We start from the raw sequence: 16534 nt of genomic DNA, 5'->3' as shown, positions 1-16534 counted from the left end.
TCATTTTTTGTGGTCGGAACTCACACTCCCTGAAAGTTAATGCCCTTGCAGAGAGAAGCCTTTAGGCTTATTTAGATTTAATTTAAATTAGATTGCAAAGATAGTAAAGCTCAGGGGGATATTCAACTGTTTACTGGGATTTATTTAGGCCACTAAAGGTTGGTTTTATTCGGAAAGGAGGCTGAGGTCACCTACCATTTCGAGCCCTGCATGCATACCTTGCCCTGAAAACAAAATTTGATTGCGCTTGTTGTAAATCGTGATCTGGATGCCGGCGTCGATGCTTTCGTGGATGATACGTTCCATATTTCCGGAAACCGGTGCTTTGAGCGAGCCTTTTTCGCCCAGCAAGGCCTCAACCTTAAGCCGAAAGGTCCGGGCTTTGATTTCGATCAAAAGCTGTTGACCCTTTTCGGCTATTTTTTCAACCTTTGCCCCGGTATAAGTGGCAAAGGGGAATAATTGCCCCTGGTGATGAAAAAATCCAAGAAATCCGGGAAAGGCTTTTCCAATCCATGGAATTTTTGCTATGCTTAGCATGAATGAGGTTCCGGCTGTCTCAAAATGGTTGGTTTGCATCCAGATCCAGGCTTCGGGCATTGATGTCCCCCAGTCTTTTTCGATATAACCTCTTCCTTGGTCAAGTGGTATGACTCCTCCGGGGTATTCAATTCTTCCATCAACGCGGTGATCGAGGCTCACCACGCCGTGGTAGCACTCCATAAAGGGAACATATCGATACCATCCCATAATGCCCGGGCGCCTGAAAGACACCGGGAAGCGGGAAAACGCCCCGAATTGAAGTCTCCCCCTGAAAAATCCGGTATCGTTTTGCAGGTCGAGCTGCATACCCTTGCTGGAGAAGCGGTTCGGCCCCACGGCAACAGAAAATTCCCTGACCGAGAATTGAAAATCCTCAATGGGATATCGAAAATACCAGGTCTTGCTGGTTTTGCCATTGATGACCTGTACAAAGGAATGACTGTCGGTCCCGTTTAGCGAGATGCCCGGAATGAAAGCCCAGGAATGCTTGCCGTCAGCACTGACCGACTTCAGATACCAGCCCTCAAAATAATTCTTCTTTGCCATTTTGCCCTGGAACCAGGAAGGGTTCCAGGCCTTCCTTAAATGGAAATGCAGCGGAGGCCGTTTCCCCAAATCAAACAAGGATATTAAGCCGTTTTCTTGCATAAGGTCTTCGTTAAAGGAATAAAAATACATAATTTTTGCGCCTTTAGGACAGAATGCCCTGAAGCTTCATATTTTTGCAGGTATTGGAACGTTTGAATGTCCATATACGGACAGATGATGTACTTTTATGGACAATGAAACAAAAAGTCTCAGAACCATTTTTCTTTCACTGGATTGATTTTCAGTGATAAAAGGATTGTGGCATGTTTTTGAATGTTTAGATGAGCAAAATCTTTTTAATATGGATCAATTCAAAACCGGAATACGTGCACTGCTGAAACAACGTTTTTACAGTTTTCTTAATATAGCAGGGTTTGGGCTTGGTATCACGGTTTTTTGTTTTGTCAGCATTTATGTTATAGATCAGTATTTATATGATCGCTGGAATCCTGAACGGGAAACCATTTACCGTTTGGAGACTGGAACCTGGTCATTAACAGGCACCATGATGGGTCCCTACCTCGAGGAGAGAATTCCAGAACTGGAGCAATTTGTCAGAGTAGATATTCGCATTGGCCAAAATGCAGACATAACAGTAGGCGACAAGATCTTTGTCATCCCCCATATGATTATGGCCGACAGCACTTTCTTCGATTTTTTCCCTTTGGAGTTTATCGCTGGTTTGCCAGCCAAGGCATTGATAAATGAGCAATCCATCGTTTTGACAAGAACCCAGGCGATGAATATTTTTGGCAGGATAGATGTGGTGGGCGAGACGCTTCGCTTCCGCAACAAGTTCACGTTACAGGTTACTGGTGTCGTGGAAGATGTAAGATACAGCCATTTCCCCATCTCAGCCATTATCCCTTTCCACTTCCTGGCAGAGCTAACGGGAGATCCGGATATTCTCAATGTATTTGGGGGATGGAATTATTTTACTTTTTTCAAGCTGAACCCCAATACGGATGTAAAGACTGCCGAAGAAAAGATTACCCAAGTCCTCGGAAACTATTACTTTGAGCAGACCGGTGAGACTACCGACCGGGTATTTACCCTCTTCCCGTATTCAAAAATATATTTTTCCGATCATATCGTTCACGAAATTCCAATACTGCATGGCAGTCTCAGGACGGTCAACGCCTTTGGGATACTGGCGGTGTTTGTGCTGGTAATTGCCATCATCAATTTTGTGAATATGGCCACAGCTCGTGCTGCCAACCGTTCGAAGGAAGTTGGGGTTCGCAAGCTCCTCGGGGGAACGCGCAAGGAACTGATTATCCAGTTTTTGGTGGAGTCGGTCATTACCACCGCCATTGCATTGATCTTTGCCATGGTGCTCGTTGAGGCCCTTCTGCCTAACTTCAATGCTTTGGCTAATACCCATTTCAGGACCTCAGACCTTAATTTCTTAGGGGTCCTGTTAATCCTGGTGATTGCAACCCTGTCCATCGGGTTTTTGTCGGGCATCTATCCGGCCTTTTATCTTACCGCATTCCAGCCCGTAGCTGCCCTGAAAGGCGAACGCTCACGCGGGAAAAAGGGCGCCTTTCTCAGGAAAGGGCTCATCGTTTTCCAGTTCATGGTTTCCATTGCCCTGATTGCTTTCACCATTACGGTTTTCAGGCAGATCAATTATATGAAGAACAAACCCCTGGGCTTTGATCCTGAAAATGTCGTTTTTTTCACCATCGATATGGAAACCGGCCAACGCAAGGATGCACTCGCGGCAGCCCTTGCGGAACACCCCGAGGTGCTGGAGGTAAACTTTTCCAGCGCCGTCTTTGGGAGCATCACCTGGCAGGAAAGCACTCAAATTTTCGGGGAAACCAAGCAATATACTTATTTTCCTGTTCATCCGGGATTCCTTGAGATGATGGATATTCAACCCGTGGAAGGAAGGCTTTTTGACCCTCAATTAAGGTCGGAAGAGAGGAATGCCATCGTGATCAATGAGGCTTCTGTTAACTTTTTTGAACTGGGCGACAGCCCACAGCAGGCCATAGGAAAGGAAATAGACGGGCGGCCCGTCATAGGGGTGGTGCGCGATTTTCACTTTAACTCTCTGCAACAGCCCATTGGCCCACTGGTCATAGTGTGGTGGGAAGATCGCTGTTTTAATGTGCTTGTAAAAACAACGGGTGTCCAATTGCCTGGACTGATGAATTACCTGGAACAGGTCAGAAATGAATTTATGCCCGGGAGGAATTTTAACGCCAATACAGTTCAGCAGTATTTCAACCGCAGCTACCAGCAGGAGGAAAGATTCGGTAAGATTATCCTTTTGTTTGCAGGTTTTGCCATTATCATTGCCTGCCTGGGCTTGTTCGGCTTGGCGTCGTTCACGGCTGAACAGCGTACCCGTGAGATTGCCCTCAGGAAGGTGCTGGGGGCTGGCATCGGAAACATCTCGATGATGATGCTGAAGGAGTTCTTCGTTCTGGTGCTGGTTGCATTGGTAATTGCGGCACCTTTTGTGTTGTTCTTTACGGAGAAGTGGTTATCAACCTTTGCTTATCATATTCAGCCGGGTGTGATGCCCCTGATTTATGCCGGAGTAATGGCTTTGCTGATTATGGTCATTACCGTCGGATACCACGCCCTGCGGGCTTCCACCGCTAATCCTGCTGAGGCTTTAAAATACGAATAACCGCAAGCCGGGTCAGGTCTTTTCCTGGTTCAGTTCTTCCAGGATCCGTTTCACCTCTTCTTCAGTGGAATGCAGGGCATCCTTGCATATCTGGATAAGGTGGGAGGCTCTCTTGACTTTTTCCGAGAGTTCATCCACCGAAATGTCTTCGTTTTCAATCTCGCTTACAATGGCCTCCAGTTCTTCGATGGCCTGCGAATAGGTGATTTTATCCGTCATGGTCTTTTTTCTTTAATTGTACCTGGCTTTCAATACTTCCTTCAAAGAGGCGTGTAACGATCAGATCGCCTGGCCTGACTTCCTCCTCGTTTTTTATGCTTTTGCCGTTCAGCAGGGTAATGGAAAAGCCCCGCTTCAGGATGTGGTCGGGATCCAAAAGCTTGATTCTTTCCTGGCGGTGGCTCAGTTCACGGGTTTCTTTTTCAACAAACCTTTTTGTGCCGGTCTGCAGACGGTTCAATAAGGCAGTCAGCATATACTGGTCTTTTTGAAGGATCTTCGCAGAGAAGGAGCGCAGGGTTCCTCCAAGGCGCATCAGGTGCTGGTTTTCGTCCGAAAGGGTTTCTTGTGAGCGGGCCGTGAGGACTCCCTGGGCGGCCCTCACCCTGTCGTCAAAAGCAGTAAAGCGCCCCAGAACAAAATACGCCACATCGGTTGGGGTTACCTTATTTTCCCAGGCAACCATTTCGGCAATGGTTTCATTGGTGGCGTGCCCAATTCCTGTGATGACAGGTAAGGGGAAATTGGCAATTTCACGGGTTAGGGTGTAATGATCATAGCAACTGAGCCCGATATCGCCGCCGCCCCCACGGATAATGGCCACCAGGTCGAACAGGTGTGCCTTCTTTCTGATCTGGCGCAATTGAGCCGTCAGGCTTTCAACTGCCTTATCCCCTTGCAACAGGGCAGGAAAGAGATGATGCCATAAGGTGAATTGTTTCCGGTATCCCGAAAGAATCTTCAGAAAATCGTGGTAACCCTTGCTCGTTTCCACTGATACAATGGCCAGCCGCCGTGGCAACAGAGGCATCTCCAGACTTTTGTTCAGATCAAAGATGCCTTCTGCTTTCAGCCGTTCTATGGTCTTTTGTTTTTCAAAAGCCATTTGGCCCAGTGTGAATGATGGTTCTATCTGGTGGATCTGCAATGAAAGCCCGTATACGGGATGATAAGTCACACTTGACTGGAACAAGATGGCCATCCCCTCGCTTAAGGGTTCTCCGGTGACACGGATAAAATTCTGATTGGTGATTTTATAGTCGCCTGCCCAAATCGTGGCACGCATCTGTGCCAGGATCTGCTCGCCCGATTTCTCCACCAGGTCCGGATAGCAATGACCACTGCGGGGATAATGGTTTAGCTTGGCTACTTCAGCTTTGACCCAATAGGTGGAAGCATAGTGGCGTTCAATGACGGAACGCAGGCTTCGGGCCAGGTCGCTCAGCGAATAGATCTTCCTTTCAGTTTCCATGGGTTTGTTTCCGCCAGGAACATGGAATGCCCCCAGAATGTCAACATTCTTTGAGCGAATTTAGGAAAAATGTCATTGACTCGAAAGACTTCCGAGAAAAACCTGAAAGGAAAAGGCCCGTTGATTAGCTTTCCTGGTTAACCACCAATTTGAAGCCTTTGCCATGCACATTAATAAGCTCCACCTCGGGATCGTTCTTCAGGTATTTACGCAGTTTGGCAATATACACGTCCATGCTTCGCGCATTGAAGTAGTTATCGTCGAGCCAGATCTTGGTAAGGGCCTCTGAACGGTCGAGTACATCATTGGTGCGGTCGCAGAGCATTTTTAACAACTGGGCTTCCTTTGAGGTAAGCTTCTGTTCTTGGTCTTCATATTTTAACGTTTGGCGCGAGAAATCAAAGGCATATTTCCCCACCTGGAAAAGCGTCTTGTCGGTGTCGCCGCTCTGCTCTGGATTGGTGCGCCGGTAAATGGCATTGATGCGAAGCAGCAGCTCTTCCATGCTGAAAGGCTTGGTGATGTAATCATCGGCACCGATCTTCAGCCCCTCAATAATGTCTTCCTGCATGGCTTTGGCCGTAAGGAAGAGAATGGGGATCTTTTTGTCGATCTTCCGGATGTCGCGCGCCAGTGTAAAACCATCCTTGATGGGCATCATCACATCCAGGATGCAGAACTGAAACATCTCCTTCAGAAAAGCATCATAGGCTTCCTGACCATTTACGCACAGGCGTGTGGGAAACCCCTTGGCTTCCAGGTAGGCCTTCAGGATGGTTCCCAGGTTGGGGTCATCCTCGGCCAGCAAAATCTTTATATTCGATTCTTCCATGATGGCTTTTTCTGATTATTCCTGATTTTCTTTTTGATACCCATTGAAACCAAAGGGTAAAAATATGGTGAAGCGGGATCCTTTTTTGGGTTCACTTTCCAGGGAAATGTGACCGCCATGTTTTTCAACAATGGCTTTCACGTAACTCAAGCCCAGCCCGAAACCCTTTACATCGTGAATGTTCCCGGTCGAAACCCGGTAGAGGTTCTCAAAGATCTTTTTCTGGTTCGCACGGCTGATGCCAATTCCCTTGTCCTCAACGTGAACCAGGATGCCTGCACTGTTATTCTCCGTACTTACCATAATTTGGGGTGTTACAGGAGAATATTTGTTGGCATTGTCAAGCAAATTTACAAATACATTGGTTAAATGTACCTTATCGGCTTCAATAAAACTATATTCCGCACCCAGTTTTGAGTTGATCTGCCCGTGTTTGGCTTCCACTTGAAGGCTGATCTTTCTTATTGCCTGTTCAACCAGTTCGTGTATATCAAGGCCGGTGCGGTTCAGCATTAGTTTGCCCTTTTCTATGATGGCAGTCTGAAGCACCTTCTCGGTCATGAGTCCTAGTCGCTGATTTTCCTCATCAATCATCCGGATGTAGCTTTGGTAAAGATCTTCCGATTTGCTGACGTCCTGGTCCTTTAGGGCCTGGCATGCCAGCGAAATGGTCGAAATAGGCGTTTTCAGCTCATGGGTCATGTTATTGATGAAGTCGTTCTTCATCACCGAAAGCTTTTTTTGCCTGATCACCGTCATCATTGTAAATGCAAACGAAGAAATGATCACCAGGATGAAAAGGGAAGAGGTGGCCAGCATGGTGTTGATTTGCGACACCAGGTATCGCTTTTGCTCGGGAAAATACAGCAGCAGGTATTCGGGATTCATGAAAATGTCGTTCGGGAAGAGGGTGAACGCATAGGGGCTCTCAAGCAGCTTCTGTGTGTTTTCCCCGGTTTTCTGGGCTACAACTGTGTTGAATGCCGGGTTGTAAATAGCAAAGTCGTAATAAGTTTTAATGCCATGATTCTTTAGCTCGGTTTGAAGTAGGGAGTCGAGGACATGCACATTTTCTTCACTTGAGGCCTGAAAGGAGGAACGGTCCGAAAACAGCTCCTCAAATAGGTCGTTGATGAACTTGCTTCGGTCGAAAAACATACGAAGAGGATCCTCAGGAATCATGACCCCGGGATCGGGGGCATATCCCATGGCGGGGTGCCTCCCATTCGATTCCCTGACAAAGGAAGTATCGAATGAGTGGATTGGCCTGCCGTTTTGGTGTTCGCTGATACTGAACTCGAAAGATTCGCGCATATTGGGAGCTCTGTTTTCAGCACCTGCTTCCGGTTGAAGAATCGAATCGGCTATGGCATTGTAATACTCGCGATTGAGTGAGTCGATCATTTGTGAATAGCGGTTGTCGCGTTCTTGCTGGATCAGCAGCCTACGTGTCACCTCGATCTTGTTAAATTTCGTAACCGCTTTGTTTACAGCATCGCCAACTCCCCGGTCGAAATTCATCTCCTTTACCGAAAGAGCATTCCTGATCCAGTAAATCTGGATTCCTACCAGCCCCAGCAAGGAAATGGTAATGGCTATTATTAGCAGAAAAATAAACCTTCGCTTCATCCCTGATTAAACAATAAACCTCTCCAATAATGATTAAAAAGGCGGCCAGGAGCTAAACTTTGCCTGCACCGCTTTCGATGCAAATGTAAAGCGGAAAGGATTAATAATTAGGTGTTTAACATAATTTAACATCGCTTTCCTTTTTTAAAATCAAGGAGAAAGGCCTATTCATTCATTTTTGTTTTGAGGTCAGGAAACGTAAACTGAAAATTAATCTTGGTTTTTTTTGAATTTGTTTTGGGGTAAAAATTTTTGGAAAAAAAAAGGGCCACATGGCCCTTTTTTTTAAAGTCGTGATTCTACTTTATTCCAGTTTACCAGTTTCCAGAATGATTCAATGTAGTCGGGCCTCCTGTTTTGGTAGTCGAGATAATAGGCATGTTCCCAAACATCGCAGGTAAGCAGGGGCGCCTTGCCGCTGCGCATGGGGTTGCCTGCATTACTTTCTTTTACGATCTCCAGTTTTCCCTCTCCGTTCTTGACCAGCCAGGCCCAGCCTGAGCCAAACAGGGTGGCAGCAGCCTGCGAAAATTCTTCTTTGAACTTTTCAAAACTGCCAAAACTGTCTTCTATTGCTTCCATCAACTTGCCTTTAGGCTCACCGCCCCCTTCCGGTGACAGGCTCTCCCAGTAAAAGGTGTGATTCCACACCTGGGCGCCATTGTTAAAGATTCCGCCTTCGGCCTTCCTGACAATCTCTTCCAGACTGGCCTCCGCAAACGGGCTGCCCGGAATTAGCTTGTTCAGGTTGTTCACGTAAGCCTGGTGGTGCTTTCCGTAATGAAACTCGATGGTCTTTGCCGAAATGACCGGCTCCAGTGCGTGCGGATCAAAAGGCAGTTTGGGTAATGTGTGTGTCATGTCATTTGGTTTTTGAGTTTTCATATCTAGCAAATTTAAATAAAAACAAGCACTTTTGCAAATCCCCTGTCCTTATTGCGCAAAATTTTTATTTTTGTGAAACAAACCAACCCACAGCCTGAAAATGAAGATTCATTTCCCGAAGTTCCGATTTTTCCTCATTCTGTTTGCTTTTGCAGTATTAACCAATGCCTGTGGCCCTTCGTCCAGCGAACAAGAAAAGCAACGCCTGGAAGATTCCATTCAGCTTGATCTGGAGCGACAGCAGCTTTTGGAACGTACTGAACAAATGCTCGACTCAAGTCACGCACCCACTGCCGATTCTTTGTAAAGGTTTTTTCATGGATTCTGTCCGTTTTTGGACATTTTTGTCCGCTTTTTGCCCTCTGATTTAGCCTTAACCTGCCGTTGTATCTGACTTAAATGCCTTAATATCATTTAGGTAAATTGAGTTGCATGCTTTTTGTGGCAAAAATTATGCAGGATGCTTTCTTTTTACCCTGCCATCTGCAATGCCACCGAAATCCTTTTCCAAAAACGCCCCGCTATGAGAGAAATCGTGATCCTGATCCCTGAAGTGGATGCCGAGCAAAACGTCGAAATCGATGTTCGAATCAATGGGAAAAAGCACACCCTGAAGTACCGGGTTGAAATTGTGGAATGGGAAGGCCACGACCCCTCCATTGACCGCGTTTCGGTGCTGAAACGCAAAATCGAAAACTACGATAAGAACTGGCAGTTGATGGAGATCGGGGCGCCCTTCGATCATCAGATCCCCCTGGTCTTTCGCCAACGGAAAAAATCTGATATTGAAAAATAAAGAGGTCACCTTGGACTAAAAGTCCAATGACTGCCCAAAGATGAGCCCCTTGCCCGGCTCTTTATCCGGGTTCACAAATGGATCCGCCATCTGGAAGGAATATGCATTATGGCCACTGGTTTGTTTTTAGCAAACTGGTTATCAGGGCGTTATGATTAATGGCCGATTTTTTATCTTATCTAAAATACTTATTCTTTTATCTGACATTTTCTTAGCCGGGCTATACCATGGTCGTACCATAGTTGTGTCGGGTTCGAGTACATACGACCATGATAGGTCGATAGTGGGTCTTTTGAACTGCAAGTTTAAATTTGGAGGCCTTAGAGCCTTGAATTTTAGTCAGAAAGGATATCCGGTTTTTCTGTGACTCGAATTTCACTTCCCTGAACTTCCCGATTTTTTTTCTAACCTGTATTTTTCCAAAGCAAAACCCCCGCTGATGCTTTGATCAACGGGGGTTTCTGGTACCCGGGGCCGGGATCGAACCGGCACGGTATTGCTACCATTGGTGTTTGAGACCAACGCGTCTACCAATTCCGCCACCCGGGCAGGAGCCACAAAAAGAGGCATTTTTCCAAGCCTGCAAATTTAATCAATCCTTTCAATCCCACAAAAATTTTTCCGAAATTCAATTGGGACTGGAAGGATTAAGTGTGATATTATTTCTATTTTTGTTGAAATCAAGAGCTGTTTTACCCGACAAACCCCCTTGCTATGTCAACGGTAGTAAAGATTTTTAGCGGATCAGCGTCCCGTTACCTGGCGCAAAAAATGGCCGATCATTATGGGATACCCCTCGGGAAAGAGATCGTTGCACGGTTTTCTGATGGCGAATTTCAGCCTTCCTATGAGGAAACCCTTCGCGGCAAGGATGTGTTTATCATCCAGAGCACGTTTCCCCCGGCCGAGAATCTCCTTGAGCTGTTGCTGATGATCGACGCTGCCCGGCGGGCATCGGCCAACCAGGTGGTAGCCGTGATTCCCTATTTCGGTTTTGCCCGCCAGGATCGTAAGGACAAACCCCGCGTTCCCATAGGTGCCAAGCTTATTGCCAACCTGCTTACCGCAGCCGGCGTAAGCAGGGTGATCACCATGGACCTGCATGCCGACCAGATCCAGGGGTTTTTCGACGTACCGGTCGACCATCTTTATGCCTCAGCAATTTTTGTGCCCTACATCAAAAAACTAAACCTTCCCAACCTGGTAATGGCTTCGCCCGACACTGGGGGTACGCGTCGGGCCGGCGCTTATGCCAAGTTTATGAACAGCGAGCTGGTGATCTGTTATAAGCAGCGGATTAAGCCCAACGAAGTCGACCGCATGATGCTCATTGGCGATGTGAGGGGCAAGGACGTTGTCTTGGTAGACGACATCATTGATACGGGCGGATCGATTACCAAGGCCGGACAAATGATGATGGACAATGGTGCCACCAGCGTCAGGGCCATCTGTACCCATCCCGTGTTCAGCGGGAAAGCTCTTGAGCGTATTGAAAACAGCGTGTTTGATGAAGTAATCGTTTCCGATACCATCCCCCTGACCTGCGAATCGTCAAAGATCACTGTGCTGAGCGCCGCCAAACTTTTTGCCGATGTGATCCAGCGCGTACATTCGCATCAGTCCATCAGCACCCATTTTGAATTTTCGACCATGCTTTAAGTTTTTTAAAATATTCATAGCCAATTGGCTGTAAAGTGTTATCTTTGCAGGCAATTTTTTTTGGGGCAAAAAGTGCCCCGTATTTTATAAACCAATTTGAGTAAAGAAAATGAAAAAAGTATCTGTGAGCGGTTCTCCGCGCGAGAACGTAGGGAAAAAAGATGCTAAGCGCCTGCGCCGTGAAGGCCTGGTGCCTTGTGTGATTTACGGTGGTAAGGAACAGATCCAGTTTAGCGCCCCCGAAAAAGAATTTAAGGATGTGGTTTATACTCCGGAAGCCTGCCTGATTAACCTGAACATTGATGGCAAAGAATTCAATGCCATATTGCAGGACATTCAGTTCCACCCGGTTACCGAAAGCATTCTGCATGCTGATTTCCTTGAAGTTTTTGATGACAAGCCAGTAAAAATTGATATCCCGGTTAAAATCACGGGTAATAGCCCTGGTGTCATCAAGGGTGGTAAACTCCACCTTAAACTGCGTAAGGTAAAAACCAAAGGCCTTCCCGTTGACCTGCCCGACCAAATTGATGTTTCCATCTCTAAACTCGAGATCGGCGATTCTTTCAAAGTGAGCCAGCTGGAAAGCGACAAACTTGAGTTCCTTGATCCCGCCAATGCGGTGATTGCCATGGTGAAATCGACCCGCGTTGTGGCTCCCATAGCTGATGAAGAGGAAGAAGAAGGCGAAGGCGGAGAAGAGACTCCCGCTTCCGAAGAATAAGAAACGCTTTTACATAGCATTTTTAAAAGCACAGGGGACTCCTCCTGTGCTTTTTTTTAGTTTGCCAGCTATTGGCTTTTACGTATTTTTACAATAAATATGTGATCCGGAAAATTGTTTTAAAAAATCTTCTGTCCTTAATATGAAATACTTAATTGCCGGCTTGGGCAACATTGGCCCTGAGTATCATGAAACCCGCCACAACATCGGCTTCATGATCCTCGATCACCTGGCTGCAGAAAAGGAAGCCGTTTTTTCTCCAGCGCGTTATGGTGATAGGGCTGAGTTTAAACTGAAGGGGCGCACCTTCATTTTGCTGAAGCCCTCTACTTATATGAACCTGAGTGGCAGGGCCATTCATTACTGGATGGCGAAGGAAAAGGCTGAACTTGAGCATTTGCTGGTGGTGGTCGACGATATTGCATTACCCCTGGGCGCTTTGCGCATGAAAGCCAGGGGCGGTGCCGGCGGGCATAATGGTCTGTCGCATATCATTGACATCCTTGGCACCGACCAGTATGCCAGGCTGCGCTTTGGCATTGGGGGCGATTTTCCCAGGGGGTTTCAGTCGCAATATGTCCTGGGCAAATGGGAGCCGGAAGAACGTGAGCTGATCGATCCACGGATAAAAATGGCAAGCGAAATGGTTGTCAGTTTTGGCCTCCAGGGTGCTGAACGCACCATGAACCTTTTCAACAAAAAGTGAGAGAAATGTTACGGGTAAGCTGTGCCATCATCTTTGACGGAGGCAAAGTGTTTGCAGCCCAGCGGGGCCCGGGAATGCACCATCCGATGAAATGGGAGTTCCCCGGCGGGAAAGTGGAGCCCGGCGAAACAGAAGAGGAATGCATCAAGCGGGAACTGGCCGAAGAACTTCAAATGAACATTCACATCCTGACCAGGCTGCCTTCCTTTTACCATACCTATCCCGATTTCTCCATTGAACTGATCCCCTTTTTATGCCAGCTGCTTGAAGGGGGGCACACTGCCCTTGAACACAACAGCACAGGCTGGTTCAGCCTTCCCGAACTCTTAACCCTTGACTGGGCAGAAGCCGATAAGGCCCTCATGAAATATGTCGTCCGGAATATGCTTTAGACCGATTCGCGGCGGCTGACATCATACATCCTTTTCCAATGAATCAGCCCCATTACGGCAATTACCAGGAAAATGGTAAACTGAAAACTGGTAAACACCAGGCCCTTGACGAAATAAAGGGGGATAGAAATTATATCACCAACGATCCAGTAGATCCAGTTCTCAATCTTTTTGCGGGCCATATACCACATCCCGATCAGGAAAATGGAGGTGGTAAATGAGTCTACATAGGGAACGTAAGTTTGCATATATCCGCTGGGATCATCCTTCATAAAGATCCAGATCAGCCCCAGGATCAATACATATAATACCGGGATCATCAGGATACCCAGTGCCTGCTCCCTTTTGGTGTTCCAGCGGATGGGCAGCACTTTTTTGTTTTCGTCCTTGCGGGTCCACATATACCAGCCGTAAATGCTCATGCTGGTATAAAACACGTTGATGCCCATATCGGCATAAAGCTGGGCAAAAAAGCAAATAAAAATATAGATGACTGTGCTAATGATGCCGGTAGGATAAACCAGGATGTTAGCCTTTTGGGCATACCAAACGCTCAGGATTCCGAAAATAACAGCGATGATCTCCCAGATTGAGGAAGCGGCTACGTTTTGCCAGAACAATTCAAAAAAGGCATTCCAATCCATTAAATTCAGCTTAGTTGAAGGTAAAAGCGAGGCAAAGGTAAAAAAATAGAAAAGAAAAACCCCGGACAATTTTGCCGGGGACTTTCATACACTTCTGGTTTTTAGATTTTTTATTGTTGCAAATCCTGATCCTTAAAGAAATGGCAGCCAGTTTCCCTCAGGCGTTCTATGGATTCAGCAAGGGGAGTTTCCAATACATTGCCCTTGCTGCCACGACAAAACGGGCAAGCGTGTACCCCGGCGTTGGCATCAATATAGAAGTACCGGTTTCCTGCACCCATACAACCAATTTCACGCTGGTGATATCCAAAGAAGTTCACAATTGGATACTCCTTGAAATGAGGATCGGAATTTACCTGGTGGAAAAAAGCACTGATCTGTTCAATGCTTTGCTTATTGAGGTGGACATCCTTGCCAGCAAAACTGCCAACTGCACGGGCCTCAAGAATACGGATGAAGTGCACCCCCCAGTCCTTTGCCAGATCTGCGTAGGCCCAAAGGTTTTCCTTACTGACAAAATCCCTGGTGGCGCACAAAGAAAGGCTAACCATCAGGCCAGATTCCCTGCAATGCTTCGCCGCTTTCTTAACCCATTCAAAGCTGTGGTCGTTTCTGCGGAAGGCATTATGCTTTTTTTCATCCCAGTGATCGAGGCTGATATTGACTCCAATCAAACCAGCCTCTTTCAAGGCGAGTGCTTTTTCATTTGTCAGGCCAAAACCAGAGGTTAACAACCAGCAATCCATTTTTTTTGAAGCCTTTTTAAGTATCTGGATCAGGTCATTGAATCTTACCAGGGGTTCTCCTCCGCTAAGTTGAATATGTCTTATCCCCACCTCTTCAATATGTCGGAGTACTTCCAACAACTGATCAAGGTTCAACTTATCTTTGGTATCAATGTTTTCCCAGTCATAGCAATGGATGCAGTTTAGCGGACAACGGTTTGTAATGCCCCAGATAAGGGTTTGCAAGCCTGGCCTGCCGCCGTTCAAATTTTTGGAGGGCATATTTCTGGCCATCTCGCTTTTTATGACTTGCTCCAGTTGGGGAGAAGGGAAACCTGGAATTTCAGATGACCAGAAATATCTTTGTCCTGATTTCACAAATTTAAATATCCGTTCCAACCCCTGCTGTTTTCGCCGGAAAGCCTTGAGTTGTTTAAGTGCTTTGACAGACTTCAGCGGGTTTCTGAAAAACTGCAAGGTTACTTTCAGGATGTTGAAATGCAATCGCATCCGTATCCATCCGGCCCTTCTTCCCCCAATCAGGCTTGGTGTTTTATCCATAACTGAATGCTATTCAGAGATTTCCCTGGCCAAGGCTTGCAGATGCTCGATCGTAAACCGGTTAAACTGGCCTGGCTCACGAAAAGTCTGAAGGTACTGCCGTTGGGGCCTTCCGCTGGGGTCACGAATGACTTCGTAATGTCCTTTCGAATGCAGGATTACGCTGCGGCCGTCATCAGTCACCGGGGGAAGGACAAATCGAACCACCGCTTCATCCCCAATTTCAGGCTGGTCATAATAAAGATCATCATCCGCTGCAAGGAGCGGGCCCACATCTTCTCCCAACTGGTTAATAGCTGATTGCAAGGGAACCACGTGCTTTGTTACAGGTACATTGTCTGAAAAATCAACTCCCACGTAATCCACTTCCCAGAAATAAGTACCATATTCAAGTTTAATACGAAGCGGGTCATCATCAGCAAGATCAAGCGGGATAGAGAGTACGTCGTCCTTAAAAGCCATGGGGCCTGCGATATTGTAATAGTCCACAAACTCCCATTCATTGTTTCTTTGGATGAAAACCGAAAGGGGGATGTTCTGGTCGATCGTCCATTGCTTCAATTGCTCAGCGGAAGCTTTTTGCTGCCTGGCCTGCCAGTTATGATAGGCATTTCCAAATAGTTCGTGAAACCGGTTCAGGCTATAATCCAGGAGAAAGGAGTTCTTTGCCCTGATCACAAGTTTGGCATTTTTAACGGCTTCAGGTTTTTCAAACTCCAGGATCATACCATCGGTGATGTCCAGCGGTTCCAATGGGTTTCCACCAACATAAACAAAAGAATCCTGCTTCCCGACCAGGCTCTGTATGTCCTTTCCGGAGAGGCTCTTTACAGTCCCGGGTTCTTGCAGGCTGGAAACGGTATGGAGATTACCATATTTGTCGGTAATGATTTCTACACCTTCTGGGTGATCAAAAACCCAAAGTTCAAGCAAGTTGGTATGCTGAATTTCCTTGATTTCGTTGGTGATTTTCATTTGGAAAACCTCGCTTTGCTTCTCAGGCAAAGGCAGTTGAAGATAATCATGGCGTTCGAGTTGGGGTTGAATGGCCCCGCTGAAAATTTCACCAGCAAAGGCATATTCTTCTCCATCGAAAACGTAAATGAATGGACAGGAGTCTTTAAAAATTAACAAAATAATAAAAAAAGCCGCGAATCCTGCAGCGGCAAGTCCTACACCGCCCAATATCCAGGATCCCACCGTGGCTCCCACGTGCGGGTCATACATTTCTATCTTATTGATCTGATCCAAAGGAATGATTATTTTGCCTTCAGTGACCTCTCCAATGTCATTAACGAAAACCTGGACCTCTTTCAGAATATTTGATTCTTTATTTTTTATATATCGGTTAGGCTTGTCAGGCTTTGTGTTAATATGCCTGGAATAACCGTAAAGGGGTTTAATGACCCCAGAAAGGGTATTCTCATTGAATTCTACTTCTGATAACTGGTAAACTTCCTCTTCAGAAATCAGAATTATTGTTTTTTCTTCTGAAACAGAAGTTGAAATGGTTTCCGCAAACGGACCATTTGGACGGCTTACCTTATAATAATATTTACAGCCGGTGAGGTTTAACAGGGCAACCATCAACACCCAACTTAGCAGTCTTGCTGCCTTTGATTCCCTGAAAAATTGAAAGATTGGCAATTCGGAAGTTTGCCTCCCTGCGAGGTTTTGTGTTTCCATACCAAGGTCAGTTTAATAAATAAAAAAACCAGAAACAACGGGAGGT

The 16534-nt window shown here is 46.5% G+C and carries 16 protein-coding genes and 1 tRNA gene; 7 read left to right on the top strand and 10 right to left on the bottom strand.

The genetic code is table 11. The features are described from left to right. Nucleotides 1-165: 165 nt before the first annotated feature. A complete protein-coding gene (locus V2I46_01225; GenBank protein MEE4176108.1) occupies nt 166-1089 on the bottom strand; it encodes a tocopherol cyclase family protein in 924 nt (307 codons plus the stop codon). A gap of 343 nt (nt 1090-1432) precedes the next feature. Between V2I46_01225 and V2I46_01220 the strand changes: the two genes are divergently transcribed. Continuing rightward, a complete protein-coding gene (locus tag V2I46_01220) occupies nt 1433-3778 on the top strand; it encodes an FtsX-like permease family protein (GenBank protein MEE4176107.1) in 2346 nt (781 codons plus the stop codon). 12 nt (nt 3779-3790) lie between these two features. Here V2I46_01220 and xseB read toward each other — a convergent pair whose 3' ends face one another. The 5 genes from xseB to V2I46_01195 all read right to left on the bottom strand — a co-directional run bounded on the left by xseB (nt 3791) and on the right by V2I46_01195 (nt 8571). Next, the gene (xseB, locus tag V2I46_01215; protein ID MEE4176106.1) at nt 3791-3997 is read right to left on the bottom strand and encodes an exodeoxyribonuclease VII small subunit; all 207 of its coding nucleotides are present in this window, start codon (nt 3995-3997) and stop codon (nt 3791-3793) included. Beyond that, a complete protein-coding gene (gene xseA, locus V2I46_01210) occupies nt 3987-5249 on the bottom strand; it encodes an exodeoxyribonuclease VII large subunit (protein ID MEE4176105.1) in 1263 nt (420 codons plus the stop codon). The genes xseB and xseA overlap by 11 nt, the downstream gene beginning before the upstream one ends. Nucleotides 5250-5373: 124 nt before the next feature. Next, nucleotides 5374-6081 carry a response regulator transcription factor gene (locus tag V2I46_01205; GenBank protein ID MEE4176104.1) on the bottom strand — a complete coding sequence of 236 codons (708 nt, stop codon included), beginning with the start codon at nt 6079-6081 and terminating at the stop codon, nt 5374-5376. A gap of 15 nt (nt 6082-6096) precedes the next feature. Beyond that, on the bottom strand, nt 6097-7710 hold the full coding sequence (locus tag V2I46_01200) for a HAMP domain-containing sensor histidine kinase (protein ID MEE4176103.1): 1614 nt from the start codon (nt 7708-7710) through the stop codon (nt 6097-6099). A gap of 285 nt (nt 7711-7995) precedes the next feature. Beyond that, on the bottom strand, nt 7996-8571 hold the full coding sequence (locus V2I46_01195; GenBank protein ID MEE4176102.1) for a superoxide dismutase: 576 nt from the start codon (nt 8569-8571) through the stop codon (nt 7996-7998). A 124-nt stretch (nt 8572-8695) separates the two neighbouring features. Here V2I46_01195 and V2I46_01190 point away from each other — a divergent pair, with 124 nt between their 5' ends. Further along, on the top strand, nt 8696-8902 hold the full coding sequence (locus tag V2I46_01190) for a hypothetical protein (protein MEE4176101.1): 207 nt from the start codon (nt 8696-8698) through the stop codon (nt 8900-8902). A gap of 153 nt (nt 8903-9055) precedes the next feature. Further along, nucleotides 9056-9391: a hypothetical protein gene (locus V2I46_01185; GenBank protein MEE4176100.1), complete on the top strand. Its 336-nt coding sequence runs from the start codon at nt 9056-9058 to the stop codon at nt 9389-9391. A 462-nt stretch (nt 9392-9853) separates the two neighbouring features. On the opposite strand, the gene V2I46_01180 is transcribed toward V2I46_01185, so the two are convergent. Next, nucleotides 9854-9940 (bottom strand) — tRNA-Leu (locus V2I46_01180). Nucleotides 9941-10105: 165 nt separating this feature from the next. On the opposite strand from V2I46_01180, the gene V2I46_01175 reads away from it, so the two are divergent. From V2I46_01175 to V2I46_01160, 4 genes are all read left to right on the top strand, one after another. Next, nucleotides 10106-11050, top strand: a complete 945-nt coding sequence (locus V2I46_01175) for a ribose-phosphate pyrophosphokinase (protein MEE4176099.1) — start codon at nt 10106-10108, stop codon at nt 11048-11050. Between the two features lie 109 nt (nt 11051-11159). Next, nucleotides 11160-11774, top strand: coding sequence for a 50S ribosomal protein L25/general stress protein Ctc (locus tag V2I46_01170; protein MEE4176098.1), 615 nt, complete (start codon nt 11160-11162; stop codon nt 11772-11774). 142 nt (nt 11775-11916) lie between these two features. After that, nucleotides 11917-12480 (top strand): aminoacyl-tRNA hydrolase, encoded by a 564-nt coding sequence (pth, locus tag V2I46_01165; GenBank protein ID MEE4176097.1) that lies wholly within the window; start codon nt 11917-11919, stop codon nt 12478-12480. A 5-nt stretch (nt 12481-12485) separates the two neighbouring features. Further along, nucleotides 12486-12872, top strand: coding sequence for a (deoxy)nucleoside triphosphate pyrophosphohydrolase (locus V2I46_01160; GenBank protein MEE4176096.1), 387 nt, complete (start codon nt 12486-12488; stop codon nt 12870-12872). Here the strand turns inward: V2I46_01160 and pnuC are convergent. From pnuC to V2I46_01145, 3 genes are all read right to left on the bottom strand, one after another. Continuing rightward, complete coding sequence (gene pnuC / locus V2I46_01155) at nt 12869-13516, bottom strand: nicotinamide riboside transporter PnuC (GenBank protein MEE4176095.1); 648 nt, start codon at nt 13514-13516, stop codon at nt 12869-12871. The genes V2I46_01160 and pnuC overlap by 4 nt on opposite strands. Nucleotides 13517-13626: 110 nt before the next feature. Beyond that, nucleotides 13627-14802: a radical SAM protein gene (locus V2I46_01150; GenBank protein ID MEE4176094.1), complete on the bottom strand. Its 1176-nt coding sequence runs from the start codon at nt 14800-14802 to the stop codon at nt 13627-13629. A 9-nt stretch (nt 14803-14811) separates the two neighbouring features. Beyond that, the gene (locus tag V2I46_01145) at nt 14812-16488 is read right to left on the bottom strand and encodes a hypothetical protein (GenBank protein ID MEE4176093.1); all 1677 of its coding nucleotides are present in this window, start codon (nt 16486-16488) and stop codon (nt 14812-14814) included. Nucleotides 16489-16534 lie beyond the last annotated feature (46 nt).

Source organism: Bacteroides sp., assembly GCA_036351255.1.
GTDB lineage: Bacteria > Bacteroidota > Bacteroidia > Bacteroidales > UBA7960 > UBA7960.
This window is presented reverse-complemented; position numbering and strand designations above follow the sequence as displayed.